Origin of the sequence: Sphingomonas sp. CD22 (genome assembly GCF_034556155.1) — a bacterium.
Taxonomy (GTDB): domain Bacteria; phylum Pseudomonadota; class Alphaproteobacteria; order Sphingomonadales; family Sphingomonadaceae; genus Sphingomonas.
Genome location: NZ_JAYDYX010000015.1, coordinates 1 through 22,109, shown reverse-complemented (window position 1 = coordinate 22,109; position 22,109 = coordinate 1). Strand labels below are relative to the sequence as shown.

Below are 22,109 nucleotides of genomic sequence, written 5' to 3'. Positions count from 1 at the left end.
AAGAGGCATGCTGCCTTTATTAGAAGCGAACGCCTTCACTGCCGTCGACCGGTTTAGGGAGCCATCCTCCCGCGGTCGCGACGTATAGGCGTGCAACGTTGAGGAATTGCCGTGTCCGCGCGACCACAAGGCCGTTGCTGGCGCGCTGGTAGAGGCGTTCAGTCTCCAGCACCTGCAAGATGCCTGAATTGCCGACCTCGAAGCTTCGCCGCGACAGATGGCGCGAGCGCTCGGCAACTGTAACGGACGCCTGCTGGTCGGCGACCGAGCGGGTGTCGTTCTGCATCGCCGAGAGCAGATCGGCAACCTGGTTGAATGCTACCAGCACGGTCTGTTCGTAGCTCGCATGGCTGGCGCGCGCGCGATCCATCGCCGCCGCGCGCTGCGCCTTTAAAGTCCCGCCATGGAAGACCGGCGCTGTCAGGCCTGCGAACAGGTCGTAGCCGCGAAAGGCGTTCTTGACGAGGTCGCCGACCGCCGGCGCGCCCTGCGTCAGCGTCGCGCCAAGCGTGATGTCAGGATAGAGGCGTGCAGTGGCGACGCCGATCGCCGCCGTGGCGGCGTGGAGCTGCGCCTCCGCCTGAAGGATGTCGGGGCGGCGGTGGACCAGCGCCGAGGGCAGTGCGACCGGGATCGTCGTCGGCAGCGTCAGTCGGTCGAGCGCGATGTCGGTCGGCGGCAGCGCGTCAGGGGTGGTACCGATCAGGGTCGCGAGCAGGTGCCGTGCCTCCGCCAGTTGCTGGTCGAGCTGCGGCAGGTCGCCACGGTCGGCAGCATATTGGCTCTGCGCGTTGAGCACCTCGACCAACGTGCCTTCGCCGCCGGTGCGGCGTTTCTGAGTCAGGTCGACGTTGCGCTGGTCATCGGCGAGCAGAGCGCGGGCGGTCGCGATCTGCGCGTTCAGCGCAGCGATGGTCAGCACCTGATTGACCACCTGTCCGGCGATCGACAGGTGCGCCGCCTCGGTCTGGCGCTGCTGCGCCTCGGCCTCTGCCGCGCTCTGCTCGACGCTGCGGCGCAGGCCGCCGAACAGGTCGAGGTCGTAGCTGATGCCACCGCCGACGGTGTAGAGGTTGAATTCCGGATTGCCGCCGGGGGCGAGCGGGTTGTTGCCTGAAAATCCGAATGCGGCGAGGTTGACCTGCTGCTGGTCGGCACGCGCATTGGCGTCGACTTGCGGCAGGCGGCGGCCGGCGACGGCACGAACCTCGTCGCGGCTGGCGGCGAGCGTCGCGTTGCTCGCAGCGAGGCTGCGATTGTGCGCAATCGCCTGATCGACGAGCCCATCGAGCTGCGGTGAGCCGAAGGCTGTCCACCAGCGCTGCTCCGGCCCGTCACCGAAGGCAACGCGCGGCGGCACCGTCTCGCCCGCGGTCTGGTAGCCGGCCGCGGCTGGGGCCTGCGGCCGCGCGAAGTTCGGGCCGACGGTGCAGCCAGCGAGCGCGGCGGTGAGGATGAGCGGGAAAGCACGCATCGGATCAGTCCATGTGGATCGTCGGGCCGTCGCCACCACCGGCGCGGGGGCGGCGCATCAGCAGCAGCAACGGGATGACGGCGAGGGTGAGGATGAACAGCAGCCAGAAAGCGTCGACATAGGAGACCATCGCCGCCTGGCGCGTGATCTGCGCGTTGAGCATGGCGACCGACGCCGGCGCGTTGAAGTCGAACGAGGAGGGCAGCAGTGGATTGTCCGGCCGCACGCCTTCGACCAGCCTTGCGTGCACGGTCGCGCCGTTGCGGATCGTCAGCGCCTGCAGCATCGAGATGCCGACTGCCGAGCCGATGTTGCGGGTCAGCGTGAACATCGCCGCGCCCTCGTTGCGGTAGCGCGCGTCGAGCGTGGCAAAGGCGATCGTGGTCAGCGGTACGAAGACGAGCCCGGTGCCGATGCCCTGGACGAAGCCCGAGACGATGACCAGGCGCTCGTTCATGCCGAGCGTGAAGCCCGACATGATGTGCAGCGAATAGGCCGCAATGGCGAAGCCGATGAAGATTAGGATGCGTGCGTCGACCGTCTTGATCAGCCGGCCGACGACGATCATCGAGATCAACGTGCCGATGCCGCGCGGCGCGGTGACCAGCCCGGTCAGCACCACCGGATAGCCCATCAGCGTCTCCAGCATCGTCGGCAGCAGCGCGAGCACGCCGAACAGCACGGTGCCGAGGAAGAAGCCAAAGATCGATCCGGTCAGGAAGTTGCGGTCCTTGAACATGCCGATGTCGATGAACGGGCGCCGCGCGGTGAGCGTGTGGACGACGAACAGATAGCCGAAGAACAGGCCAAGCGCTGCCTCGAGGCAGATCTCTGTCGAGCTGAACCAATCCTTCGTCTGGCCGCGGTCGAGCATCAGCTGGATCGAGCCGATCGCCAGCGCCAGCATCGCGAAGCCGAACAGGTCTAGCCGCGGCCGTGCTGCGTCTTTGGTCTCGGTAAGGAATCCCGACAAACCGGCAAAGGCGAGCGCGCCGATCGGCAGGTTGATGTAGAAGACCCAGCGCCACGACAAATTGTCGGTCAGCCAGCCGCCGAGCGCCGGGCCGATGATGGGGCCGAGGATCGCGCCCATTCCCCAGACCGCCATCGCCGGTCCGTGGCGTTCGGGTGGGTTGATGTCGAGCAGGATCGCCTGGCTCATCGGCACCAGCGCCGCGCCGAACACCCCCTGCAAAAGGCGGAAGCCGACCAGCTCGCCGAGACTGTTGGCAATGCCGCACAGACCAGACACTGCGGTGAAGCCGACGATCGACCACAACATCAGCCGCTTGCGTCCGAACCGTCCGGCTAGCCAGCCGGTTAGCGGCGTCATGATCGCCGCTGCGACGATATACGAAGTGAGTACCCAGGTGATCTCTTCACCCGAGGCAGAGACGCTGCCTTGAATATGCGGCAGCGCGACGTTGGCGATCGTGCTGTCGAGCGAGTTCATCACCGTCGCTGCCATCACCGCGGCGGTGATGAAACGCCGCGACACCGGGTCCGGATAGGCGCCGGTCATCGCGGCGCGGCGTCACCGCCGAATAGATGGCGGCGGTGGCCGGTGTCGACCTGGACCTCGACGCTGAGTCCGGCGTGCAGCGGCACGCCCTGCGGCAGGCGGTCGATGCTGAACTCGACCGGCAGGCGCTGGACGACCTTGACCCAATTGCCTGTCGCATTCTCCGCCGGCAGCAACGCGAAGCTGTTGCCGGTGCCGGGGCTGAAGCTGGTCAGCCGCCCGGTCAGCTCTAGATCGGGGAAGGCGTCGACGTGGAAGGTCGCACGCTGACCAACGCGCATATGGTTGAGCTGGTCTTCCTTGAAATTGCCCTCGACCCACAAGCGCGTGCCGGCGAGCGTGAACACCGGCTTGGCGGCGGTGACGTAGCTGCCGCGCTGCAACTGATCGACCTTGGTGACGATGCCGTCCTGTGCGGCGCGGACCACCGTATAGCCGAGATTGAGGCGGGCGCGTTCCAGCGCCGCCTCGGCGCGCTGCACAGCCGGCTGCGCCGCCGTCGGCGCGTCGACGCTGCCGGTCAGCGTCGCGGCGACGCCGGCATTTTGCTGGACCGAGGTCTGGATCTGCTGGCGCGCGGTCTGCGCGGCAAGTACCGCCTGATCGTACTGATTTTGCGACGAGATACCCTCGGCGAGCAATGACTTCTGTCGCGCCGCCTCACGGCCTGCATAAGCCAGCCGCGCACGGGCGGCAGCAAGGCCGGCTTCACCCTCGCGATAGTTGGCCCGCAGTGACGAAACTTGGGCGCGTGCGTTGGCGAGTTCCGCCGCGGCTTCGTCGACCGCAGCTTCAAAGGGGGCTGGATCGATGCGGAACAGCACATCACCGGTTCGGACGCGCTGGTTGTTGTGGACCATTACCGCGACGACCGGCCCGCTGACGCTGGCGGCGACCGGCACCAGCCCCGCCTGGATATAACCGTTGTCGGTATTCTGATAACGCCCGCCGCTCAGATAGAAGAACAGGCCGACCGCAAGGGCGACAATCGGCGCAGCGAGCAGCAGCGGCAAGCGCAACCGACTGCGCCGCGTCCGTGGCGGATTGGCGGCTTCTACGACGGGGGCGGGATCAGTGATCGGCGGCGCATTTTCCAGCGCGGTTAAATCGGGTCGATTATTGGAGCGGTCGTCCAGGCTCATGATACCTCACGGATCCGGAGACTCGCCTCCAATGATCTCGATTAACTTCAGCGCGGGTGGACCTCTTCAGAATTGAAAGCAACCTGATTATGAGGCGCCTTACAGATAAGCTACATTGACCTTTAGTGCCATGCGTACGAAGCGCAGACACAATGGCACAGCGAGGGGTAAAGGCCGATGCCGCGCGACTTCGACGCTTATGAGGAGTACCGATGACCGCTCCCGAAGGTGCCTCGCCAAACGCCGATGCCGGCCAGCGCAGCTTCGCGTCCCAAATCTCATTGATTCAGAGGCAGTTGCGCAAGCGGTTCGACGAGCGCGCGCGCGCGATGGCGCTAGCCGACGGCGAGGCGTTAACACAGGCGCAATGGCGCGCACTCGGCGCGATCTGGCTCCACCCTGGATGGACGCAGAAGGAAATGGCGGAAAAGCTGGAGATTGGGCCTGTGGCGATGGGCCAGACGCTCGATCGGCTGGAGGCGCTACAATGGGTTGAGCGGCGTAGCGATCCCGGCGACCGGCGGGTTAAGCGGCTTTACGCAACCGAGGCGGCCGAACCAATGGTTGCCCGTCTCGGCTTGCTCGCTGGCTGCGAGGATCATTATGCCAGCGTAAGTCTGCCGCCAGAGAAGATGCAATTATTGACAGCGTTGCTTGACGAGGTAATTGAAGCCCTCAACCCAATTTCATAATACCATTTGAATAATAGTCCGCTTCTGGCTGATAGCCCGAAGTCAATATGAACGAATGTCAGAAAGCGGGATGCGGGCAGGAGGGCCAGAATGACCGGTTCTGGGTCTCGGCGTCAGCTTCCTGGAGCTACACGGCTAACCGCGTGGCCTTTTTCGTCAAGGAAGGTAACCGAAGCGGCACCGGCGGGCTCAACACGAAGCACAAGGCGCTTCCGGCCGTTGGCATCGCGAAGCGATAACTCGGCGCTACGATCAGCTGCGCTCCCGAGGTAGACCCGCTGCGTGCCGACCATGTTAGCTTGGCGAACCGCCGCGTCTTTAGCCGCGCCGGCCTTCATGGTCCCCAACCTGCCGATTTGATCGAAACGCATCGGCTCATCGGGTCGGTCATTGACGATGAAGGCCGCGTGGCGGCGTGCGCCGTCCTCCTCCGACGTCATCTGTATGGTCTGATCCTGGTGCCAGCGATCGAACGTCAGGCTGCCGGCATTGACGGGCTTTCCGGCGACGATCTTGCCGTTGAACACCAGACCGCCATTCTCTGCCCCCTCGTCATTGAAGAAGATCATGCCTGCCTCCGCGCGGCTCGGATGCGGATACTCGTTTTTGCCGATGACAATGCCGCCGATGTTGTCGCGTCCGGCGATGATCATCCGAAGGGTGCCATCGTCCTCGCGGACATTAATCCGCCGCACGTCGATAGTGTCGAACCTCGCTGGAGGGGCGGTCGCGGCACCGATAACGGCGTAGCCGGCAATCGCGGTCATTACGGCGGCATAGGCGCCAATCGCACGAGACGGGTCGATCTTAAACATGGCTCAGGCTCCAGGTTTAGACTGCCCCGCAGGTATCAGGTCTGGCGGCCGTTATGTCGAGGCGGGTAGTCCTGAACAAATGTCCGTTGCTGAGCAGCATCAAAGCCACGTCAAATGACCGGATATGGGTCCTCTGACCGGTCTCCTGCAGATCGTGCAAGTAGGGTTACGTCGCGCCTGCTCAATGATAAGGGAACGTATGCGCAAGCTCGTGCCCTTCCTGGCGTGCCTGATGCTGGTCCTCACGACATGGGCCGGCATGGCGCATGCTGCGGAAGCAGGCGGCGTCGAGATGAGCAGGACCGAGATGGCCGCCCATGCTCCAGGTGACGGCGACGAGGTCCCGGCGGATGCCGACAAGGGCTATCCGCACCATCATGCGAGCTGCCACGAGCACCACGTGAACACGCCGATCGTTGAGACGACGGCGGCCCCGATCCTCGCGGCATCGACCTTGCCGCCAGCTGATCTCAGCCGTGCGCTGAGTGGGCAGGTCATCGAAGCGGCCCTCCGACCTCCGCAGGCCTGACGCGTCGATCGGGCGCGCGCCAACGCGGGCCCGTGTCACTACCGTCAGGAGCATTCCATGCATCGCATCATCGCGGCCGTCCTGGCCGCAGGAGCCTGCGCATCGTCGCTGCAGGCCCAGACCGTCCGGACCGCCGCCCCGGTGCCGGTACTCACGCTCGCCGAGGCGCTCGACAGGGCGGGCGCGTTGTCGTCATTCCAGGATGCGGCAGCGGCCGGCATCCGTGCCGCCGAAGCGCAGCGCCGCGTCGCCGCCCTTCGGCCCAATCCGTCCATCGTCGGAGAGGCGGAGAACGTCGCGGGCACCGGCATCTATCAGGGGCTCAGATCGTCGGAGACGACGCTCGGCCTCGCGCTGCCGCTGGAGCTCGGCGGCAAGCGCGGCGCCCGCATCGCCGTCGCCGAGGCGCAGATCGGACGTGCCGGTCTCCAGGCCGAGATCGCTCGCGCCGACCTGCGGCTGCGGGTGACACAGACCTACAACGCCGCCGCCGCCGCCCAGCGTCGGGTCATCATCGCGGAGGATCAGGTAGACATCGCGGCCGAAGTGCTGCGTGCCGCCCGCGTGCGGGTGCGGGCCGGCCGCGCATCGCCGCTCGAGGAGCAGCGCGCGGACGTCGCTCGCATTTCTGCGGAAGGGGCGCTCGAACGAACGCGACGGTCGGCCGAGGCTGCTTCCGGCAATCTCGCCCGGCTGCTCGGCATGCCGGTGGGACAGCTCGATCGCAGCTGGTTCGATGCGGTGCCTTCGGCTGGCACGATGCGACCGATGGCGACTTCCGGGACCCTGACGGTCGCAGCGGCGGGCGCCGACCTCGACACGGCGAGCGCGCAGGTGCGTCTGGCACGCAGCCAGCGGGTGCCCGACCTGACGGTCAGCGCCAGCGCGCGGCGGCTGGAGCAGACCAATGACGTCGCCGCGGTGTTCGGCGTCTCCATCCCCCTCAACGTCTTCAACAACGGGCGCGCCAGCATCGCGGTGGCGGAGGCGCAGCGCGAGCAGTCGGATGCACAGAGGCGCGCCGCGCTGCTTGACGCCGAGCAGGACGTCGCGACAGCGCAGGCCGATGCCGAGAACGCCGCGACCACGGCGCGCAACGCCGCTGGACCGGCGCTTGCCGCCGCGACCGAGGCCGCCCGCATCGCCCGCATCGGCTACCGCGAAGGCAAGTTCGGGCAACTCGATCTGCTCGACGCCGAACGCACGCTGCTCGAAACCCGCACGGCCGCGATCGACGCGCTGGCCGCTCATCACGATGCGCAGGCACGCCTGGAACGGCTGACCGCCGCCGCGCCGCATCTCAAGGACGATCAACGATGAACCGCATCATGAAGGTCGCCATGCCGGCCGTTCTGGCCCTCGCCGTCTCCGGCTGCGGCCGCTCGGCGGAGCCAACGGAGAACGCCGGCGAGGCAGGGGAGATCAAGGAAGCCGCCACCGGCGATCCGGTGGCCGCTACGCTTTCTGCGCAGCAGATCGCCGACGCAGGCATCGAGGTTACCCGCCCGACCGTTGGCGGCGTCGCGGGTGCGATCGAGCTTCCTGCGACCATCGAGGGCGACCCGCAGGGCGTGCAGGTGGTCTCGGCCGCCATCGGCGGCCGCCTCGTCTCTCTGACGCGCAATCTCGGCCAGCCGGTCCGGCGCGGCGATACGCTCGCCATCATCGAGAGCCGGGAGGCCGCAAGCCTCAACGCCGAGGTGGAAGCGGCGAGCGCCCGATCCGCGCTGGCGCAGTCGAACCTCCGACGTGAGCAGCGCCTGTTCGCGGAACGCGTGTCGCCCGAGCAGGACCTCGTCGCCGCCCGCACCGCCGCGACCGAGGCAAACATCGCGCTGCGTCTCGCCCGTCAACAGCTGTCGGCCACCGGTGGCGGCGGTGGCGCCCTCAACCGCATCACCGTCCGGTCGCCCATCTCGGGTCAGGTGATCGCCCGCTCAGCCACGCTCGGTCAACAGATCGCCGCCGACGCCGAGATCTTCCGGGTCGCGAACCTCGCCAATGTGTCGGTGACGATGTCGCTGGTGCCGGCAGATGCCCGGCGCGTCGCGCCTGGTGCGCGCGTCGAGGTCACGTCGGCAGGACGGCGTCAGGAAGGCAGCGTGACCTTCGTCTCGCCGATCCTCGACGAGACCACCCGCCTAGTGCCGGTGATCGCCAGCATCGACAACGCAGGCGGCACATGGCGCGTCGGCGAGAATGTCAGCGTGTCGGTGTTGTTGCCGGCCACCGGCGATCGCAGCATCGCCGTGCCTTCCGCCGCGGTGCAGATGATCGGCGACAAGCCGCATGTGTTCGTCCGCACGCCGTCGGGCTTCAAGGTGACACCCGTAACGCTCGGCAGCACCAACGGCGGTTCGGTCAGCGTCACCGCCGGCCTGACCGGCGAGGAGCGCATCGCATCGACCAACTCGTTCACGCTCAAGGCCGAACTCGGCAAGGGCGAAGCGAAGGACGAGGACTAGGTCATGCTCGCCCGTATCGTCACCATCGCCGTCGAGAAGCGCTGGCTCGTCCTGCTGCTGACCGTCGCCGCGGCATTCGCCGGGGTGTTCGCCATCCAGCGGCTGCCGATCGACGCCGTGCCCGACATCACCAACAACCAGGTGCAGATCAACGTCGTCGCGCCTGCACTATCGCCCGACCAGATCGAGAAGCAGGTCGCCTTCACCGTCGAGACCGCGCTCGCCGGCATTCCCGGCCTCGAACACACCCGCTCGCTCAGTCGCAACGGTTTCGCCCAGATCACCGCGGTCTTCGATGAGAAGACCGACATCTACTTCGCGAGGTCGCAGGTCGCCGAGCGGCTACGCACGGCGGAGGAGAGCCTGCCCGAGGGCGTGAACCCGGAGATGGGGCCGATCGCCACTGGGCTCGGCGACATCTTCATGTGGACGGTGGAATATCGCGAGCTCGACCAGGTCAACCATCGCAATGGCGAGCCCGGCCTGCAGAAGGATGGCAGCTACATCACGCCGGAGGGTGACCACCTCGTCAATGCCGCCGACAAGGCGACCTACCTGCGCACCGTTCAGGACTGGATCGTCACGCCGCAGCTGAAGAGCAGCGCTGGGCTGGCCGGCGTCGACAGTCTGGGCGGCTACACCAAGCAGTATCTGGTCGTGCCCGACATCCAGCGCATGGCGGCGATGAAGATCACGCTTCAGGATCTCGCGACAGCGCTCGAGCGCAACAACACAAGCGCCGGGGCTGGCGTCGTCAACCGCAACGGCGAAGGGCTCGCCGTTCGAGCGGATGGGCGCGTGCGCAACGCCGACGAACTGGCGCGGACCGTGATCGCCACGCGCGAGAGCGTGCCCATCCTGCTGAGCCAGATCGCCACCGTCCGCACGGGCCAGGCATTGCGCATGGGTTCCGCCTCCGAGAACGGCCACGAGGTCGTCGTCGGCACCGCCGTCATGCGAATCGGCGAGAACAGCCGCACCGTCTCCACCGGGGTCGGCGAGCGGCTAAAGGAGATCGGCCGCGCGCTGCCCGTCGACGTCGTGGTCAAGCCGGTGCTCAACCGCACCGAGCTGGTCAACTCGACCATCGCCACCGTCGCGCGCAACCTGGCGGAGGGGGCGCTGCTCGTCATCGTCGTGCTGTTCGCGCTGCTCGGCAACTTCCGCGCGGCGCTGATCGCCGCGCTGGTCATCCCGATCACGATGCTGCTGACCAGCGTCGGCATGCTCCGCGCAGGCGTCTCGGCCAATCTGATGAGCCTCGGCGCGCTCGACTTTGGGCTGATCGTCGACGGCGCTGTCATCATCGTCGAGAACGCGCTGCGGCGGCTTGGCGACGCGCAGCACGGCCGAGCCGAGCCGCTGCCGCTCCGGCAACGCCTCGATCTGGTTGCGGCATCGGCCCGTGAGATGATCCGCCCGTCCGTCTACGGTCAGGCGATCATCATCCTTGTCTACGCACCGTTGCTCACCTTCACCGGTGTGGAGGGCAAGATGTTCGAGCCGATGGCGCTGACGGTCATCATCGCGCTCGTCTTCGCCTTTATCCTGTCGATGACCTTCGTGCCAGCTGCCATCGCCATCTGGCTCAGCCGACCGGTCGACGAGAAGGAGAGCCGGATCGTCGGCTGGCTGCGCCGCCGCTACGAGCCGGGTCTCGGCAAGGCGATGGGGCGGCCGAGCGTCACCCTGGGCGTCGCGATGGGTGCGCTGGCACTCGCCGGTGTCGCGTTCACGACGCTCGGACAGGAGTTCCTGCCGCAGCTCGACGAGGGCAACATCCTTGTGCAGGCGGTCCGCATCCCGGGGACATCGGTCGATCAGAGCCAGGCGATGCAGTTCCAGGTCGAGAAAATGCTCGCACGTCAGCCCGAGGTGCGCTTCGCCTTCTCCCGCACCGGGACGTCGGAGATCGCGTCCGACCCGATGCCGCCCAATGCCACCGATACCTTCGTCATCCTGAAGCCGCGTGCCGAGTGGCCCGACCCTGGCCTCAGCAAGGAGGAGCTGGTCGAGCAGATGGAGAAGAAGCTCTCGACCCTGCCCGGGAACGCCTACGAGATCACCCAGCCGATCCAGATGCGCTTCAACGAGCTGATCGCAGGCGTCCGCGGCGACATCGCGGTGAAGGTGTTCGGCGACGACTTCGGCGGCATGAACGACGCGGCCGACCGCATCGCCGACATCCTGCGCAAGACGCGCGGCGCCGTCGATGTGCGGGTCGAGCAGACAGAGGGGCTGCCGATGCTGGACATCCGCCCCAACCGCATGGCGATGTCGCGGATCGGCGTCACCGCCGGCGACGTTCAGGACACAGTCGCCGCCGCGATCGGTGGCCGCGAGGCGGGCGTGATCTTCGAGGGCGATCGCCGCTTCCCTGTCGTCATCCGCCTGTCCGAGGCGTCGAGATCAGACCTGACCGAGGTGGCTCAGGTGCCGGTACCGACCTCCGCCGGCGGCTTCGTGCCGCTGTCCACCGTCGCCGACCTCGCGGTCGTCAACGGGCTGAACCAGATCAGCCGCGAGAACGGCAAGCGCCGCGTCGTCGTGCAGGCGAACGTGCGCGACCGGGACGTGTCAGGCGTGGTGGCGGACGCGCGTGCGGCCATCGACGCGCAGGTGAAGATGCCGCCGGAAACGTATGTCGAATGGGGCGGGCAGTTCGAGAACCTCGCCTCGGCACGTCACCGGCTGCTGCTCGTCGTGCCATTCTGCTTTGCCGTCATCATGCTGCTGCTCTACGGAGCGCTCGGGTCGGTGCGGGATGCGGTGATCGTCTTCACCGGCGTGCCGCTGGCGCTGGTCGGGGGCGTGCTGGCGCTGACGCTGCGCAGCATGCCGTTCTCGGTCTCGGCGGCTGTCGGGTTCATTGCACTGTCGGGGATCGCGGTGCTCAACGGGCTCGTGATGGTGTCTTCGATCCACGATCTGATGGAGCGTGGCATGGACCGGGTGCAGGCCGCCCATGACGGGGCGCTGGCCCGCCTGCGACCGGTCGCCATGACCGCGCTCGTTGCCAGCCTCGGCTTCGTGCCCATGGCGCTCGGCCACGGCGCGGGTGCGGAGGTGCAGAAACCGCTGGCGACGGTCGTCATCGGCGGGCTCATCTCGGCGACGCTGCTGACCCTGTTCGTCCTGCCAACGCTCTACGCCCGCTTCGGCGGGTGGCGAGGGCAGAACAAACACGAGTCCGCTAGCTGAACGAACGTCGGTAGTTGGGGTGTACGTAGGATACGCTGAATGTCCAGGATTGGGTCAGCTCCGCCCGGGCAAGGCGGCTCTCAACCAACTCAAAACATTTAGCGTCGTTGCTTGAGCGTCATCCTTTGCCTAAACCCGGCCACCCGGAGGCGCTCGTACCCGCTTCGAAGCTGCTATTGGCTCAGGTGCCATAGAACGGCAAAAAAAGTTGGGTTGTGGACCATCTATTCGCTTTCAGTTGAAGCTGTCGCGCATTGACGGCAGGAGGCTCAAAGCCTTTCTGGAACGGTGTGTAAGCTTCGTCATGTTGCCACAGGTTGGACGCCGTAGATCAGGCATAGCGACAAGCCAATGGTTTTCTCAATCTGCTTTGAAATACGTCGTTAGCAAATCTAACGCCAAGGGTGTGAGGGCTGGCCAATCAACGCGCCGGTCAAAGTCGTTTGTCTGTCGACTCATCAAACCTGCGGCCTCTAGCTCACTGATACGCCGTAGAGCGGTAGTTCTTGGCAAGCCGCTATGGGCGCAAGCATCCCCGACCGAAAACCGGCTACCCTGTGTCACGAACGCAAAGAGGAGAATGTTCCATGCACCGTGATCCAACGGGAATGGACGGAAGATTTCGTCTCGCCTTTGCAGCTTCTGTCGTTCACTCTCGGCTCTGCGTACAGCAAGCTGGGCATCATCATCCTGTCTCACAAATGCCGCATAGTCCGAAACGGACAAAATGCAAGAGCTTGGGAATGACGGTGTGATCCGGCATAATGCCTTTGCAGCATCGAAGGATCGTATGGGCGACCCAACTACCGCAGCGCGTCCCATCGCCTATTCGTATCAGCGCTTCAGCAGTCCGGCGCAGTGGTCGGGCGATAGCATTACCCGCCAGCATTTAATGGCTACGGAGTATGCTAAAGCGCACGATCTGCATCTCGACGAAAGCCTCACAATACGAGATCTTGGCGTGTCTGGCTTTCGTGGAAAGAACGCTGAGACCGGAGCGCTAGCCAAATTTCTACAAGCTGTGCAGAGCGAGCATGTGCCAAGTGGTAGCTTTTTGCTTATAGAGTGCCTTGATAGGCTAAGCCGTGCCCACATACTTATGGCACAAAGTCTGTTATCCCAATTGATACTGGCCGGGATTAATGTTGTATCGTTGGTAGATCGTCGCATTTATTCGACGGAAACGTTGGCGAAAGAGCCTATCTCCCTTCTATATGCATTGATCGTCTTCGCCCGAGCTAATGAAGAAAGCGCAATGAAGTCGGTGCGTGCTTGCGAGGCGTGGAAGAGGAAGCGCGAGACGCCTAAAGGGGACCTCATCACCAGCCATGTCCCTGACTGGCTTGTAGTGGATGCTGCTACAAAGAAGATCGCTCCGCATGAAGGCAGGGCAGCGTTACTGAAGCAGGTATTTGCGGCAGCGTTGAAAGGGCAATCTGCCGCCGAGATTGCAAAAGCGCTTAATGAAAGCGGGGTTCGGAGATGGCGGGGCGATCACCAGTGGAGTGGTCCTACCGTGTCCACCCTGTTGCGAAACCCCCGCGTGACCGGTGTGCTTCCCCTATTTGTCGCGAATGACGATACGCACGCTCGATACGCACGGCCAGCGAGGTTGATCGCCGGATATTTCCCGCAAGTGATAAAACCAGACAGGTTTTTAGCGGTACAAGAGATTTTACGTAAGCGTCGACGAGGTGGCAGTGTTGCTCGCAATAGCATCCTAGCCGACCTAATGCGCTGCGCGGAATGCGGCGCCGTGGTTCGTTACCAAGCCTTCGGTGCAAATGGTACGCCGGTGCTTCGATGCCAAGCAGCGTTAGTAAAGTATCAATGCACCTCCCCAGAGGTTGATTACAGCCTGCATGAGGGTAAATTCCTCAAAGCGTTGCGTGTTTGGCTGCGCACGATCGAGCCGAAAGCCGTTTATCATCACGAGAAGAAGGCGATACTCGCTGCGATCTTAGACCTTTATGAGGCGCAAAAAGCGGTGCAGGCCAACGCTATCACCGACGGTGGAGGCATCAGCTACAATGGCTATCTCGTATTGGCGAAAGCAGAAGATCGGCTAGATTACCTCTTAGATTATGGTGTAACGAAGCTTGCCTTGGATAGTGCTCAAAAGAGCAAAATTCTAGCTGCGATTGATGATGGCATCTCGTCGCCGGCCGAAAGGCGTGAACTCAACAGGTGGCTCAAAAAGACTTTTTCCGTAGCGGTTGTCGATACACGCAACTGCCTAGGGCAAATCCATACCGACTGCGACGTAGTCCTGTCATGGTAGGCACCTCTCATCCTATACCGGTGACAACGTTTGTCGGCCTGAAGGGGTGAAGCTGATCCGGTTTGTTGGCGATAGCTCGCAGTTCACGCCAGCAGGCTTTGCGCGGAGCGCGATGTTCCGATAGCCGACACGGCGTGCCAGCAAAATCTACCGTCTTCCTCCCGTTCGCAGCCGCGTTCGTCGTCGCTCTTTTGTTTCTGGCGTAGGTAGGCCGTATCCGGTGCATGTCGTAGGCCGAGCTTCAGGATATTGCCGTCAGTCCCTTGCCTTGGCACAATCACATCGCGGAATTGGGGGGGGGGGCTAATCTGTGCTCTGGATTTTAGTCGCCATTGCCAGTGAGCTGGACTTTGCTCCGCCCAGTCCTGTCAATCAGGCGGACTGGTTGACCGGCGTCGAGTATCCTGACGTGGCGATTTTCGCAGAGGCGTCAGGGCTGACCCAAGCAGACATATTCGTCGACAAATCTGGACGGCCGAAAGTCTGCTACGTCGTCGTTTCCAGCGGAGCGCCAGATCTTGACGGACAGACGTGCGCTGCTGCGATGCATCGTGGCAAGTTCAAGGCCGCGAATGATGAGGCCGGCGCGCCGATCGCGGGGATTTATCGATTTGGTGTCGCCTGGACGCTGCACGGCAAAAAGCCGGACACATATCCCGCCGACGTAACGCTCTATGTGGCAAAGCTACCAGGCAATCAGAAAAGCATATCGATGACGCTGCGGTACATCGTTGATGTCAAAGGCTACATTGAGAAATGTGCGCCTCTAGTATCCAGCGGCTTCCCCGCGTTTGACGTTGCCGCATGCCAAGCGATGTCCGCACGATACGTATTTGCACCCGCTCGCGACAAAGTAGGCAACGCCTGGCGTGTGGTGCGAACTCAAACCGTGGCGTTCGACATCGCGCCCCCGACAGACCGACGCTGAACGTTGCCGAGGTGACGTTTGCCAGGTGGCGGGTAGTCTGCGGTGCCTGTCGCCTACGCCGCTGTTCTGCCGCCCCGCTCCGCAGCGTCAACCAACACGCTGATCCTTAGCCCTAGGCGCGACGGGCACCGCCACGGTATGTCACCCTTCATCCTAATTGATGCCCGTCGCTGAAAACCGATCAGCTCAACCCATTCGTCAGACCGGCTTTGCACCAGCTGTGCCGCACTTCGCGAACTTACCATTGGCTGATTTACAACGGATCGCTTTCGTCGGGGCCTTGTCCGGGCATTTGATGAACTTCCCCTTGGCATCGCGGCAGGGTGCCGCGACCGATGGTGCGGCGGTAGCGAGAAGGCCGACACTGATTGCAGCGAACACATGTTTGCGCATGAAACATCCTCCATTCGATTATCGGGACGTTCAAGCTGCATCCGCGCCAAGGCTGCGTCAATCGGGTCTGGCCCAAACTCCATTCTAGTGACGGGGACGGAGCAATTCCATTTCTATTGCGGCCAGGGCCTCGCCTGTTTCTGATTACCGTGTCGACGTGATACACTGCTGGCTTAGTCATCAACTCGACCGTGCGCGCTCCTGAAGCGTCCGTGCGATCTGCTCCTCGGTGTCGACATGCTCTTCGATGACGCAGCGCAGATCAAGGCCGCTTATTTCATGCTCGGCTCTCACCGCCGCCTGCGCCAAGTTCAACCCATCCATCAATTCTCCCGATCCATCGGCAGCTTTGTAAGAATAGGGGGTATGATAACGGTATGCGCCTGTCGTCGCGACTACCCGGTTCTGCGCATCTACAATTGACGCTATCGCGTCGCGGGCGGTTCGATTGACGACGTTCATGATACTGGCAGCTTGCCCTTCGAAGTCATATTCCAAATAACACGCGCCAATCGTCGTTCCGTCAACGCGTACAGGTGCGACATACACCAAGACGCAACGGCCGTGAGACCAAGGGTTCTTCCAAACCTCGTCGGTAATCCAGTCGACTTCTGGCGGGGCAGACATGACACGCTGATACTGTACGTACCCTTTGAAGTTGACACCTTTGACGGCGGCGTTGTCGTGTGCGCACACGGCAACGTCGCCCTCTGCGTCCACCACAAAGGCATTTAGAAAATAGGGCGAGCATTCGAGCAACTTGCGGAGCCTGCTCAATGCTCGCGCTTCCGCCCGCGCCGATGATCGATCGAGCAGTAAGGCCTCGCAAACGCTGTAGTCTGTCGCAAGCATGCGAATATCAATTGATCGGTCGTAAAGCGTCCGAGCAAGGGTGTCAGCTATCGATTGTGCCAGATCTGTTAGGCGCCCACCCTCGATGTCTCGCGCCAGTTCATCCGCAATCGCGGAGCCGTGATGAAGGTATTCGAGGACTTCGTCGCGGAACTTGGTGGCCGATGACCGGGCGACGCCTGCCAGGCTTTTCACTTCCTGAGCGACAACGGAGAAACCCCGGCCTGCATCGCCCGCGCGCGCAGCCTCTATAGTGGCGTTAAGTGCTAATAGGTTGGTTTGTCCGGCTATTGCCTCTGCCTTCGTCGCGTGCGCAGTGACTTCGTTGCTGAGTGACTGCAACAATGAGCGGATCCGACGGGGCATGATCGACTTTCAGGAAGACTGGAAGAACCTACTGCTTGATCGTTAAATCACCGTTAGCCGGCAACTTGGGTTAGCCAGGGAAGACGCCGATAGCCCGGCTACGAAGCCGCGGGCGTTTCCAGCCTGACACGGACGGAGCCCATCCAAAAGCGGGTTGTAAAGTGCGGCGCGCCTCTCGCGCGGTCGGCTTGCCAGAGGGGCACTGAATCGCCACGCTGCGCAAATGACAACGAAGATCGACTCACATTACGGCAGAACTCAGTGAGCGAAGGCTCTGAGCTCAGCACAATCGAGCGTGCCTTTCAGCTAGCCCGAGCGGGTGCCTGCCATTCGGTAAACGACATTCGCGAGCGGCTGTTGCGGGAGGGACATGCGAACGTCCTGAGCCATATCTCCGGGATGAGCATCAAGAAGCAGCTCACCGCGATATTGGTCGCTCGTGGCGCAGGTCAGACTTTCGCCAACGACGATGACGATCTCGAGGCGTGAAGGTATAGGCTGATTGCATGTGCAACCGCGCCCGCCTGTCGAGCCAGCCAGAGACGCTGTTCGAGCGCTTCGGGGCGAGCTGGGCGCAGAACGTAACCCGGCCGAACAAGGACCCGGTCGAGCTGTTTCCGAAGAGCAAGGCGTTCATCATCCGCGAGGAGAGCGGCCGCCGTGCCGTAGACCTCATGCTGTGGGATGTCCTTGGCGGGGGCGCTGCGTGGCCGATGACTAACGTCCGCAACCTCGGCTTGCCACAATGGCGCCGCTTAGCGGCGGAACCGCATAATCGCTGCCTCATTCCGCTCACCGAGTTCTGCGAATGGACGCCCGACAAGCACAGGGTTGGCGATGGACCGGCGATCAAAGGCGAGATGTGGTTCGACGTGCCGGATCAGCCAGTGTTTGCCGTCGCCGGGTTCTGGCAACAGACAGCGATGGGATCGGGGTTCACGATGGTGACCTGCAATCCAAACGAGTTGGTCGCGCCTATTCACCCCAAAGCGATGATCACCATCCTGCATGAGGCGGATTGGGATCGGTGGCTGCGTGGCAGCTATGACGACGTTGTCGCGCTCCAGCAGCCGTATCCGGCGGACAAGATGACCGTGCGGGGGCCGGTGTTTCCGACACGATCGCAGCGCTAACGCTCACGGAAGCAAGGCGAGAAACAATCGCCGCTCACCGCGGCGAAAGGCGCTCCAGGGGTAAGGAATGTCCGGCGGGGGTCGAGCCTGTAAGCTGCGGGTCGAGTTCACCGGCGTTGATTGCCGCTTCGAACGCATCAAGCACCGCCGGAAGTTCTGTGACCTGCCAGAACGTCACCGCCTGCCCGCCTATGACCATGGGCTGGCCATCGGGACGAGTAGGTGTGAATGCCACGCGTCCAGCGTCGTCAGCGGCGAGCCACTGCCCGCCGGACTGTGTGGACTGGTTCATGTCAAACGCGGTTCGAGCCTGATGTAGCTTGTCGAGCAACGCTGATCGCTCTGCGGCCGGATCGACCGGATCAGCGGCGACCGCAGCAACGGGACCAGCAGCGCTGGCAGCGCCATCAATGAGATCCTTCAGTGACATATCCTGGCTCCGTGTCCGCGCGCATCGACGCACTGGTAACGCTCAACGGTCTGCCAGCCACATCGGACCCGGCCGGGCTAACTATCCTGTGACGTAAGGGTGCTGCGCACGAACGATGTCGACCGTCTGGCCGATGGCCTTCTTGTCGGCGGCTTTTCCCGACGGCGTGACCTGCCAGTTCGAACGAACGTTCATCGCAATAGGCAGCTTCTCGACGACGCCAACCTTTGCCGCCCAGGATTCCTTCGTTCCACCCGCAACACCGGCCAGCAGCGTCGTCAGCAGGTCGCCAAGTTCGTCGGGCGTGTGGATGTGAGTCGCCATTGCCTCAGCATCTGCGCGCCACCTTAATAATTGCTTCGCAGCGCGCACCAGCGAGCGATCGGGTTGATCGGGTCGGATCGATTGAAAAACGAGGTGGTTTCTTCTCCAACTTCCACCGCGTCACACGACGGAGCAGACAGTGCGCTTTTTCTTCCACACACAGACCGACGCTCGCCACACAGACACGGACGGCGCCGAGTATGGATCATATGCCGAGGCTCGAAAGGCAGCGATTCAAACCTGTGGTCAGATGATGCAGGATGCGCCGGAGATCTTTTGGGGATCTCGCCCGTGGAGTGTTACCGTCACCGACGAGAAAGGATTGATCATGTGGGAGATCCATCTTGATGGGCAGTCAACGGCAGCTAGCAGGGGGCTCGAAGGCCGGACCAATTAGACCGGGTTCATCGGCTCCCTCATCGTCCGCTAGGCTGACCGGGAACGCCTCGGTGATCGCAAAAGGGGGGCCTCGGTTCCCTTTGTTATGTCCGTACCTCGTCAGTCCATGCACCCGATCGCCGAAGCTGCCGGATGATGCCGTTGAACGCCGCCGTCACACCTTGCGATCGGCCTATCTCGTTCGACTGCTGCGACGAGTCCCAGAACGTCACCAGCGGCCACCGCTCGGAGCAATGCGTCCACAACGTGCGCAGCGCGAAGCGGACGGGGGCCGTTATTCCCGATGCCATTGTCACATGGCTGGACACGCTCGATCACGATGTCCGCATCGTCTTCGAAGCGACCAGCGGCTGCGACGGGGAACTGATCGCCGCCCTGGCAGCGCGCGGCCATCCCTTCTCGCGCGTCAATCCCCGTCAGGCCCGCGAGTTCGCCCGGGCCACCGGCACTCTGGCCAAGACCGATCGCGTCGATGCCCGCGTGCTGGCGCAGATGGGGGCGGCGCTGGACCTGCCCGCCACCATCCCGCTCAGCCCGGCCCGCACGCGCCTCGCCGATTTCCTGCGCCGTCGCAGGCAGTTGGTCGATATGCGCAAAGCCGAAAAACTGCATCGTCACAGCGCCGGCCAGCCTGAGATCGCACAGGCCATCGAAACCATGATCGACCTGCTCAGCCGGCAGATCGCCGTGCTCGACCGCCAGATCGCAGCCTTCATCGCCGAAGACCAAACCCTGGCCGAACAGGCCCGGCTGCTGACCGTCGTGCCCGGTATCGGTCCCACCGTCCTTGCCACCCTGCTCGGCGAGCTGCCGGAATTCGGCACCCTGTGCCGCCGCAAAATCGCCTCGCTCGCCGGCCTTGCTCCCCCATGCCCGCGAAAACGGAACATGGCGCGGCGCCAGACGCATATGGGGCGGACGGCGAAAGGTCCGTGAAGCTCTCTACATCGCCGCCCTGAACGCCTCCCGGCGCGTCCCCGTCCTTACCGCCATGCGCGACAGGATGCGTGCCAAGGGCAAGGCCCCCAAGACCATCCTCATCGCTGTCGCAAGACAACTCCTCGTCATCCTCAACGCCATAATCCGTAAACGACAGCCTATCGCCCTTAAGTGACCAACACAGTTGCCCCCAGATCACGACATTCGTCAGTGGATGGCCAGGGTCGCAAGCTGGTCGTTCGCGACGATGAACAAGCGTCCGAAGTTGGGGAGCGGGAAGGGTGGGCTAAATGTCCACTCGTGGGTCTCGTAAGTCGACGGTTCCGGCAATTGCACCGTGAGCCAGACGCTCAGGTTTGGCGATCCGATCGCTCGAAAGCCGCCATTCGGCAGGCCATCAGCCGGATCAGTGCCCCGGCAGCGGGTGCTCGGCTTGCAGCAGGCGAACCGTGCGGCGTATGCCACCGCTCCTGGTGGGGGTGAATGGATGGCGAACGGCAGAAGAAGCCGCGGAAACTCGGTTGTCGGAGAGCGCTGGCCGCTCTTCTGGACAGGCTGTGCGGCAATCAGCGTTGGGGTTGCCCTTCACTTACCGATGCTCGCGATGGCCCATACGATGGGCAATCACCTGTCGGGTATGCCTATGGACGGATGGATGTACATGGGCATGGCGCTGATCGGCATCGGCGTGCCGGCTGCTATATTTGGCGCTTTACCCAAGAAACGGCCTGATCACAGGGCAGGCGCTGGCGCCGCATTTGAAGCGCCCGATGATACCCCTCTGACGCGCTCGCATGCGGCCGTTCTGCTGGTGCTTACCCTCGGCCTGATTATCGACACGATGAAGCCAGCAACGCTCGGCTTTGTGCTTCCCGGTATGCGTGGGGAGTACGGTCTTGCAAAGTCTACCGTTGCTCTGCTGCCGTTCGTTGCCCTAACCGGAACCACGGTCGGCTCCTTCCTGTGGGGGTGGCTTGCAGACATTTACGGTCGGCGCGTGTCGATCCTGTTGTCCACGATCCTGTTCGTCTCGACCTCCATCTGCGGAGCTATGCCTTCCTACAGCTGGAACCTAGTCATGTGCTTTCTGATGGGGTGCTCGGCTGGCGGCATGCTGCCTGTCGTCTACACGCTGTTGGCTGAGATCATGCCTCCGCGACACAGAAGTTGGGTCCTTGTGCTGGTTGGCGGTACGGGACTGGTCGGCGGCTACCTGGCAGCTAGCGGTGCCGCGCATCTGTTCGAGCCTCTGTTCGGCTGGCGTAGCTTGTGGCTGCAGGGCTTTCCCACCGGTTTGTTGCTGCTTGCGATGGCAAGGTGGATTCCGGAATCCCCGCGCTTTCTGATGGAACGTGGCATGAACGCGGAGCTGGCTGACATGGCTCTCAAGTTCGGCATCGTCAGGCGTGCTCCACAAGCAGCGCCAGCCGACGCTGGCAGCGCAGCGGCTCACCACCGCGAGTTGACCATCGCCCTGGTGATCACGGCCCTGTCTTGGAGCTTCGTCAACTTCGGCTTGCTGCTATGGCTGCCTTCCGATCTCCAGGATCGAGGCTTTAGTGCTGAGATTGCGAGCGGCATCATCGCCAGCTCAGCACTCGTTGCCCTGCCCACGATCATGATCGCGGCCTTCCTTTACAGCCGGTGGAGCAGCAAGCGCACCCTGATCGGCACTGTGCTTCTCACACTTGCCGGGCTTGCTGGAGCCCTACTGCCGGCGCCTACGCTGGCTTGGCCACCACTGCTGATCGCTGTGATCGCGCTGCTGGTGGTTGGCACAAACGGATTGATCGCCGTGCTACTTCCCTATGCAGCCGAAAACTACGCGTTACGCGTCCGTGGACGTGCCACCGGGCTGATCGCGGGCAGTAGCAAATTTGGTGGCGTTGCTGTCCAGCTAGGAGCCTTCGCTGGGCTGATCCCGACGATGGGGGGCGCGGCAGTTGCGCTGATCATACCAATGACGCTGTCAGCGGTACTGATCGGACGCTCAGGTAGAGAGACGCGCGGCCGCAGCTTACGTGAGCTAGAAGCGGAGGCTTAGCTGCCGGCAGAACATAGGCCGTGCGGAGCGTCGCCTATCGGCGCTTCCCTCTTTGAAAGCGCACTGTCTGCTATCCTGACCCGCTGCGCCGGTGCCTGATTTGGGCCTACTTAGCTGCCGTTCAACCAGATTAACGAATGGCTGCAATTGGGAGGCAGGAAAGGGAGCTCGAACGTCCGT

The 22,109-nt window shown here is 63.3% G+C and carries 20 protein-coding genes; 11 read left to right on the top strand and 9 right to left on the bottom strand.

The window, feature by feature from the left end:
- Window positions 1-19 precede the first annotated feature (19 nt).
- From SFC76_RS19215 to SFC76_RS19205, 3 genes are read right to left on the bottom strand one after another with little or no spacing between them, the layout of a single operon-like run.
- Window positions 20-1,474: an efflux transporter outer membrane subunit gene (locus tag SFC76_RS19215; protein WP_322851026.1), complete on the bottom strand. Its 1,455-nt coding sequence runs from the start codon at window positions 1,472-1,474 to the stop codon at window positions 20-22.
- 4 nt (window positions 1,475-1,478) lie between these two features.
- Window positions 1,479-2,996, bottom strand: coding sequence for a DHA2 family efflux MFS transporter permease subunit (locus SFC76_RS19210; RefSeq protein WP_322851025.1), 1,518 nt, complete (start codon window positions 2,994-2,996; stop codon window positions 1,479-1,481).
- A complete protein-coding gene (locus SFC76_RS19205) occupies window positions 2,993-4,138 on the bottom strand; it encodes an HlyD family secretion protein (RefSeq protein ID WP_322851024.1) in 1,146 nt (381 codons plus the stop codon). The genes SFC76_RS19210 and SFC76_RS19205 overlap by 4 nt, the downstream gene beginning before the upstream one ends.
- Window positions 4,139-4,350: 212 nt before the next feature.
- Here SFC76_RS19205 and SFC76_RS19200 point away from each other — a divergent pair, with 212 nt between their 5' ends.
- Complete coding sequence (locus tag SFC76_RS19200) at window positions 4,351-4,830, top strand: MarR family winged helix-turn-helix transcriptional regulator (RefSeq protein ID WP_322851023.1); 480 nt, start codon at window positions 4,351-4,353, stop codon at window positions 4,828-4,830.
- Window positions 4,831-4,943: 113 nt separating this feature from the next.
- Here the strand turns inward: SFC76_RS19200 and SFC76_RS19195 are convergent, their stop codons facing one another.
- Window positions 4,944-5,645: a hypothetical protein gene (locus SFC76_RS19195; protein ID WP_322851022.1), complete on the bottom strand. Its 702-nt coding sequence runs from the start codon at window positions 5,643-5,645 to the stop codon at window positions 4,944-4,946.
- A 199-nt stretch (window positions 5,646-5,844) separates the two neighbouring features.
- On the opposite strand from SFC76_RS19195, the gene SFC76_RS19190 reads away from it, so the two are divergent.
- From SFC76_RS19190 to SFC76_RS19165, 6 genes are all read left to right on the top strand, one after another.
- Complete coding sequence (locus SFC76_RS19190; RefSeq protein ID WP_322851021.1) at window positions 5,845-6,174, top strand: hypothetical protein; 330 nt, start codon at window positions 5,845-5,847, stop codon at window positions 6,172-6,174.
- 57 nt (window positions 6,175-6,231) lie between these two features.
- Complete coding sequence (locus SFC76_RS19185) at window positions 6,232-7,494, top strand: TolC family protein (protein ID WP_322851020.1); 1,263 nt, start codon at window positions 6,232-6,234, stop codon at window positions 7,492-7,494.
- Window positions 7,491-8,639: an efflux RND transporter periplasmic adaptor subunit gene (locus tag SFC76_RS19180; RefSeq protein WP_322851019.1), complete on the top strand. Its 1,149-nt coding sequence runs from the start codon at window positions 7,491-7,493 to the stop codon at window positions 8,637-8,639. The genes SFC76_RS19185 and SFC76_RS19180 overlap by 4 nt, the downstream gene beginning before the upstream one ends.
- Window positions 8,640-8,642: 3 nt before the next feature.
- The gene (locus SFC76_RS19175; RefSeq protein ID WP_322851018.1) at window positions 8,643-11,840 is read left to right on the top strand and encodes a CusA/CzcA family heavy metal efflux RND transporter; all 3,198 of its coding nucleotides are present in this window, start codon (window positions 8,643-8,645) and stop codon (window positions 11,838-11,840) included.
- A gap of 727 nt (window positions 11,841-12,567) precedes the next feature.
- Window positions 12,568-14,121 carry a recombinase family protein gene (locus tag SFC76_RS19170; protein WP_322851017.1) on the top strand — a complete coding sequence of 518 codons (1,554 nt, stop codon included), beginning with the start codon at window positions 12,568-12,570 and terminating at the stop codon, window positions 14,119-14,121.
- 310 nt (window positions 14,122-14,431) lie between these two features.
- Window positions 14,432-15,049 carry an energy transducer TonB gene (locus SFC76_RS19165; RefSeq protein WP_322851016.1) on the top strand — a complete coding sequence of 206 codons (618 nt, stop codon included), beginning with the start codon at window positions 14,432-14,434 and terminating at the stop codon, window positions 15,047-15,049.
- A 198-nt stretch (window positions 15,050-15,247) separates the two neighbouring features.
- Here SFC76_RS19165 and SFC76_RS19160 read toward each other — a convergent pair whose 3' ends face one another.
- Both SFC76_RS19160 and SFC76_RS19155 read right to left on the bottom strand, forming a co-directional pair.
- Window positions 15,248-15,442 carry a hypothetical protein gene (locus SFC76_RS19160; RefSeq protein WP_052075559.1) on the bottom strand — a complete coding sequence of 65 codons (195 nt, stop codon included), beginning with the start codon at window positions 15,440-15,442 and terminating at the stop codon, window positions 15,248-15,250.
- 180 nt (window positions 15,443-15,622) lie between these two features.
- Window positions 15,623-16,660 (bottom strand): methyl-accepting chemotaxis protein, encoded by a 1,038-nt coding sequence (locus SFC76_RS19155; protein WP_322851015.1) that lies wholly within the window; start codon window positions 16,658-16,660, stop codon window positions 15,623-15,625.
- 506 nt (window positions 16,661-17,166) lie between these two features.
- Between SFC76_RS19155 and SFC76_RS19150 the strand changes: the two genes are divergently transcribed.
- Window positions 17,167-17,793: an SOS response-associated peptidase family protein gene (locus tag SFC76_RS19150; RefSeq protein WP_322851014.1), complete on the top strand. Its 627-nt coding sequence runs from the start codon at window positions 17,167-17,169 to the stop codon at window positions 17,791-17,793.
- A 34-nt stretch (window positions 17,794-17,827) separates the two neighbouring features.
- Here the strand turns inward: SFC76_RS19150 and SFC76_RS19145 are convergent, their stop codons facing one another.
- The gene (locus SFC76_RS19145; RefSeq protein WP_322851013.1) at window positions 17,828-18,223 is read right to left on the bottom strand and encodes a hypothetical protein; all 396 of its coding nucleotides are present in this window, start codon (window positions 18,221-18,223) and stop codon (window positions 17,828-17,830) included.
- An 81-nt stretch (window positions 18,224-18,304) separates the two neighbouring features.
- Window positions 18,305-18,547, bottom strand: a complete 243-nt coding sequence (locus SFC76_RS19140; protein WP_322851012.1) for a hypothetical protein — start codon at window positions 18,545-18,547, stop codon at window positions 18,305-18,307.
- Between the two features lie 139 nt (window positions 18,548-18,686).
- On the opposite strand from SFC76_RS19140, the gene SFC76_RS19610 reads away from it, so the two are divergent.
- Window positions 18,687-18,944, top strand: a complete 258-nt coding sequence (locus tag SFC76_RS19610) for a DUF6894 family protein (RefSeq protein ID WP_416222451.1) — start codon at window positions 18,687-18,689, stop codon at window positions 18,942-18,944.
- 134 nt (window positions 18,945-19,078) lie between these two features.
- On the top strand, window positions 19,079-19,882 hold the full coding sequence (locus SFC76_RS19135; RefSeq protein WP_322851011.1) for an IS110 family transposase: 804 nt from the start codon (window positions 19,079-19,081) through the stop codon (window positions 19,880-19,882).
- A gap of 210 nt (window positions 19,883-20,092) precedes the next feature.
- Here SFC76_RS19135 and SFC76_RS19130 read toward each other — a convergent pair whose 3' ends face one another.
- On the bottom strand, window positions 20,093-20,350 hold the full coding sequence (locus SFC76_RS19130; RefSeq protein WP_322851010.1) for a hypothetical protein: 258 nt from the start codon (window positions 20,348-20,350) through the stop codon (window positions 20,093-20,095).
- Between the two features lie 139 nt (window positions 20,351-20,489).
- Between SFC76_RS19130 and SFC76_RS19125 the strand changes: the two genes are divergently transcribed.
- Window positions 20,490-21,929, top strand: coding sequence for an MFS transporter (locus tag SFC76_RS19125; protein WP_322851009.1), 1,440 nt, complete (start codon window positions 20,490-20,492; stop codon window positions 21,927-21,929).
- Window positions 21,930-22,109 lie beyond the last annotated feature (180 nt).

What these genes read in the sequence shown, in the direction of transcription:
- SFC76_RS19215 (WP_322851026.1), bottom strand. Translation starts at nt 1,474, where the DNA reads ATGCGTGCTTTCCCGCTCATCCTCACCGCCGCGCTCGCTGGCTGCACC.
- SFC76_RS19210 (WP_322851025.1), bottom strand. Translation starts at nt 2,996, where the DNA reads ATGACCGGCGCCTATCCGGACCCGGTGTCGCGGCGTTTCATCACCGCC.
- SFC76_RS19205 (WP_322851024.1), bottom strand. Translation starts at nt 4,138, where the DNA reads ATGAGCCTGGACGACCGCTCCAATAATCGACCCGATTTAACCGCGCTG.
- SFC76_RS19200 (WP_322851023.1), top strand. Translation starts at nt 4,351, where the DNA reads ATGACCGCTCCCGAAGGTGCCTCGCCAAACGCCGATGCCGGCCAGCGC.
- SFC76_RS19195 (WP_322851022.1), bottom strand. Translation starts at nt 5,645, where the DNA reads ATGTTTAAGATCGACCCGTCTCGTGCGATTGGCGCCTATGCCGCCGTA.
- SFC76_RS19190 (WP_322851021.1), top strand. Translation starts at nt 5,845, where the DNA reads ATGCGCAAGCTCGTGCCCTTCCTGGCGTGCCTGATGCTGGTCCTCACG.
- SFC76_RS19185 (WP_322851020.1), top strand. Translation starts at nt 6,232, where the DNA reads ATGCATCGCATCATCGCGGCCGTCCTGGCCGCAGGAGCCTGCGCATCG.
- SFC76_RS19180 (WP_322851019.1), top strand. Translation starts at nt 7,491, where the DNA reads ATGAACCGCATCATGAAGGTCGCCATGCCGGCCGTTCTGGCCCTCGCC.
- SFC76_RS19175 (WP_322851018.1), top strand. Translation starts at nt 8,643, where the DNA reads ATGCTCGCCCGTATCGTCACCATCGCCGTCGAGAAGCGCTGGCTCGTC.
- SFC76_RS19170 (WP_322851017.1), top strand. Translation starts at nt 12,568, where the DNA reads ATGCAAGAGCTTGGGAATGACGGTGTGATCCGGCATAATGCCTTTGCA.
- SFC76_RS19160 (WP_052075559.1), bottom strand. Translation starts at nt 15,442, where the DNA reads ATGCGCAAACATGTGTTCGCTGCAATCAGTGTCGGCCTTCTCGCTACC.
- SFC76_RS19155 (WP_322851015.1), bottom strand. Translation starts at nt 16,660, where the DNA reads ATGCCCCGTCGGATCCGCTCATTGTTGCAGTCACTCAGCAACGAAGTC.
- SFC76_RS19150 (WP_322851014.1), top strand. Translation starts at nt 17,167, where the DNA reads ATGTGCAACCGCGCCCGCCTGTCGAGCCAGCCAGAGACGCTGTTCGAG.
- SFC76_RS19145 (WP_322851013.1), bottom strand. Translation starts at nt 18,223, where the DNA reads ATGTCACTGAAGGATCTCATTGATGGCGCTGCCAGCGCTGCTGGTCCC.
- SFC76_RS19140 (WP_322851012.1), bottom strand. Translation starts at nt 18,547, where the DNA reads ATGGCGACTCACATCCACACGCCCGACGAACTTGGCGACCTGCTGACG.
- SFC76_RS19135 (WP_322851011.1), top strand. Translation starts at nt 19,079, where the DNA reads ATGATGCCGTTGAACGCCGCCGTCACACCTTGCGATCGGCCTATCTCG.
- SFC76_RS19125 (WP_322851009.1), top strand. Translation starts at nt 20,490, where the DNA reads ATGGCCCATACGATGGGCAATCACCTGTCGGGTATGCCTATGGACGGA.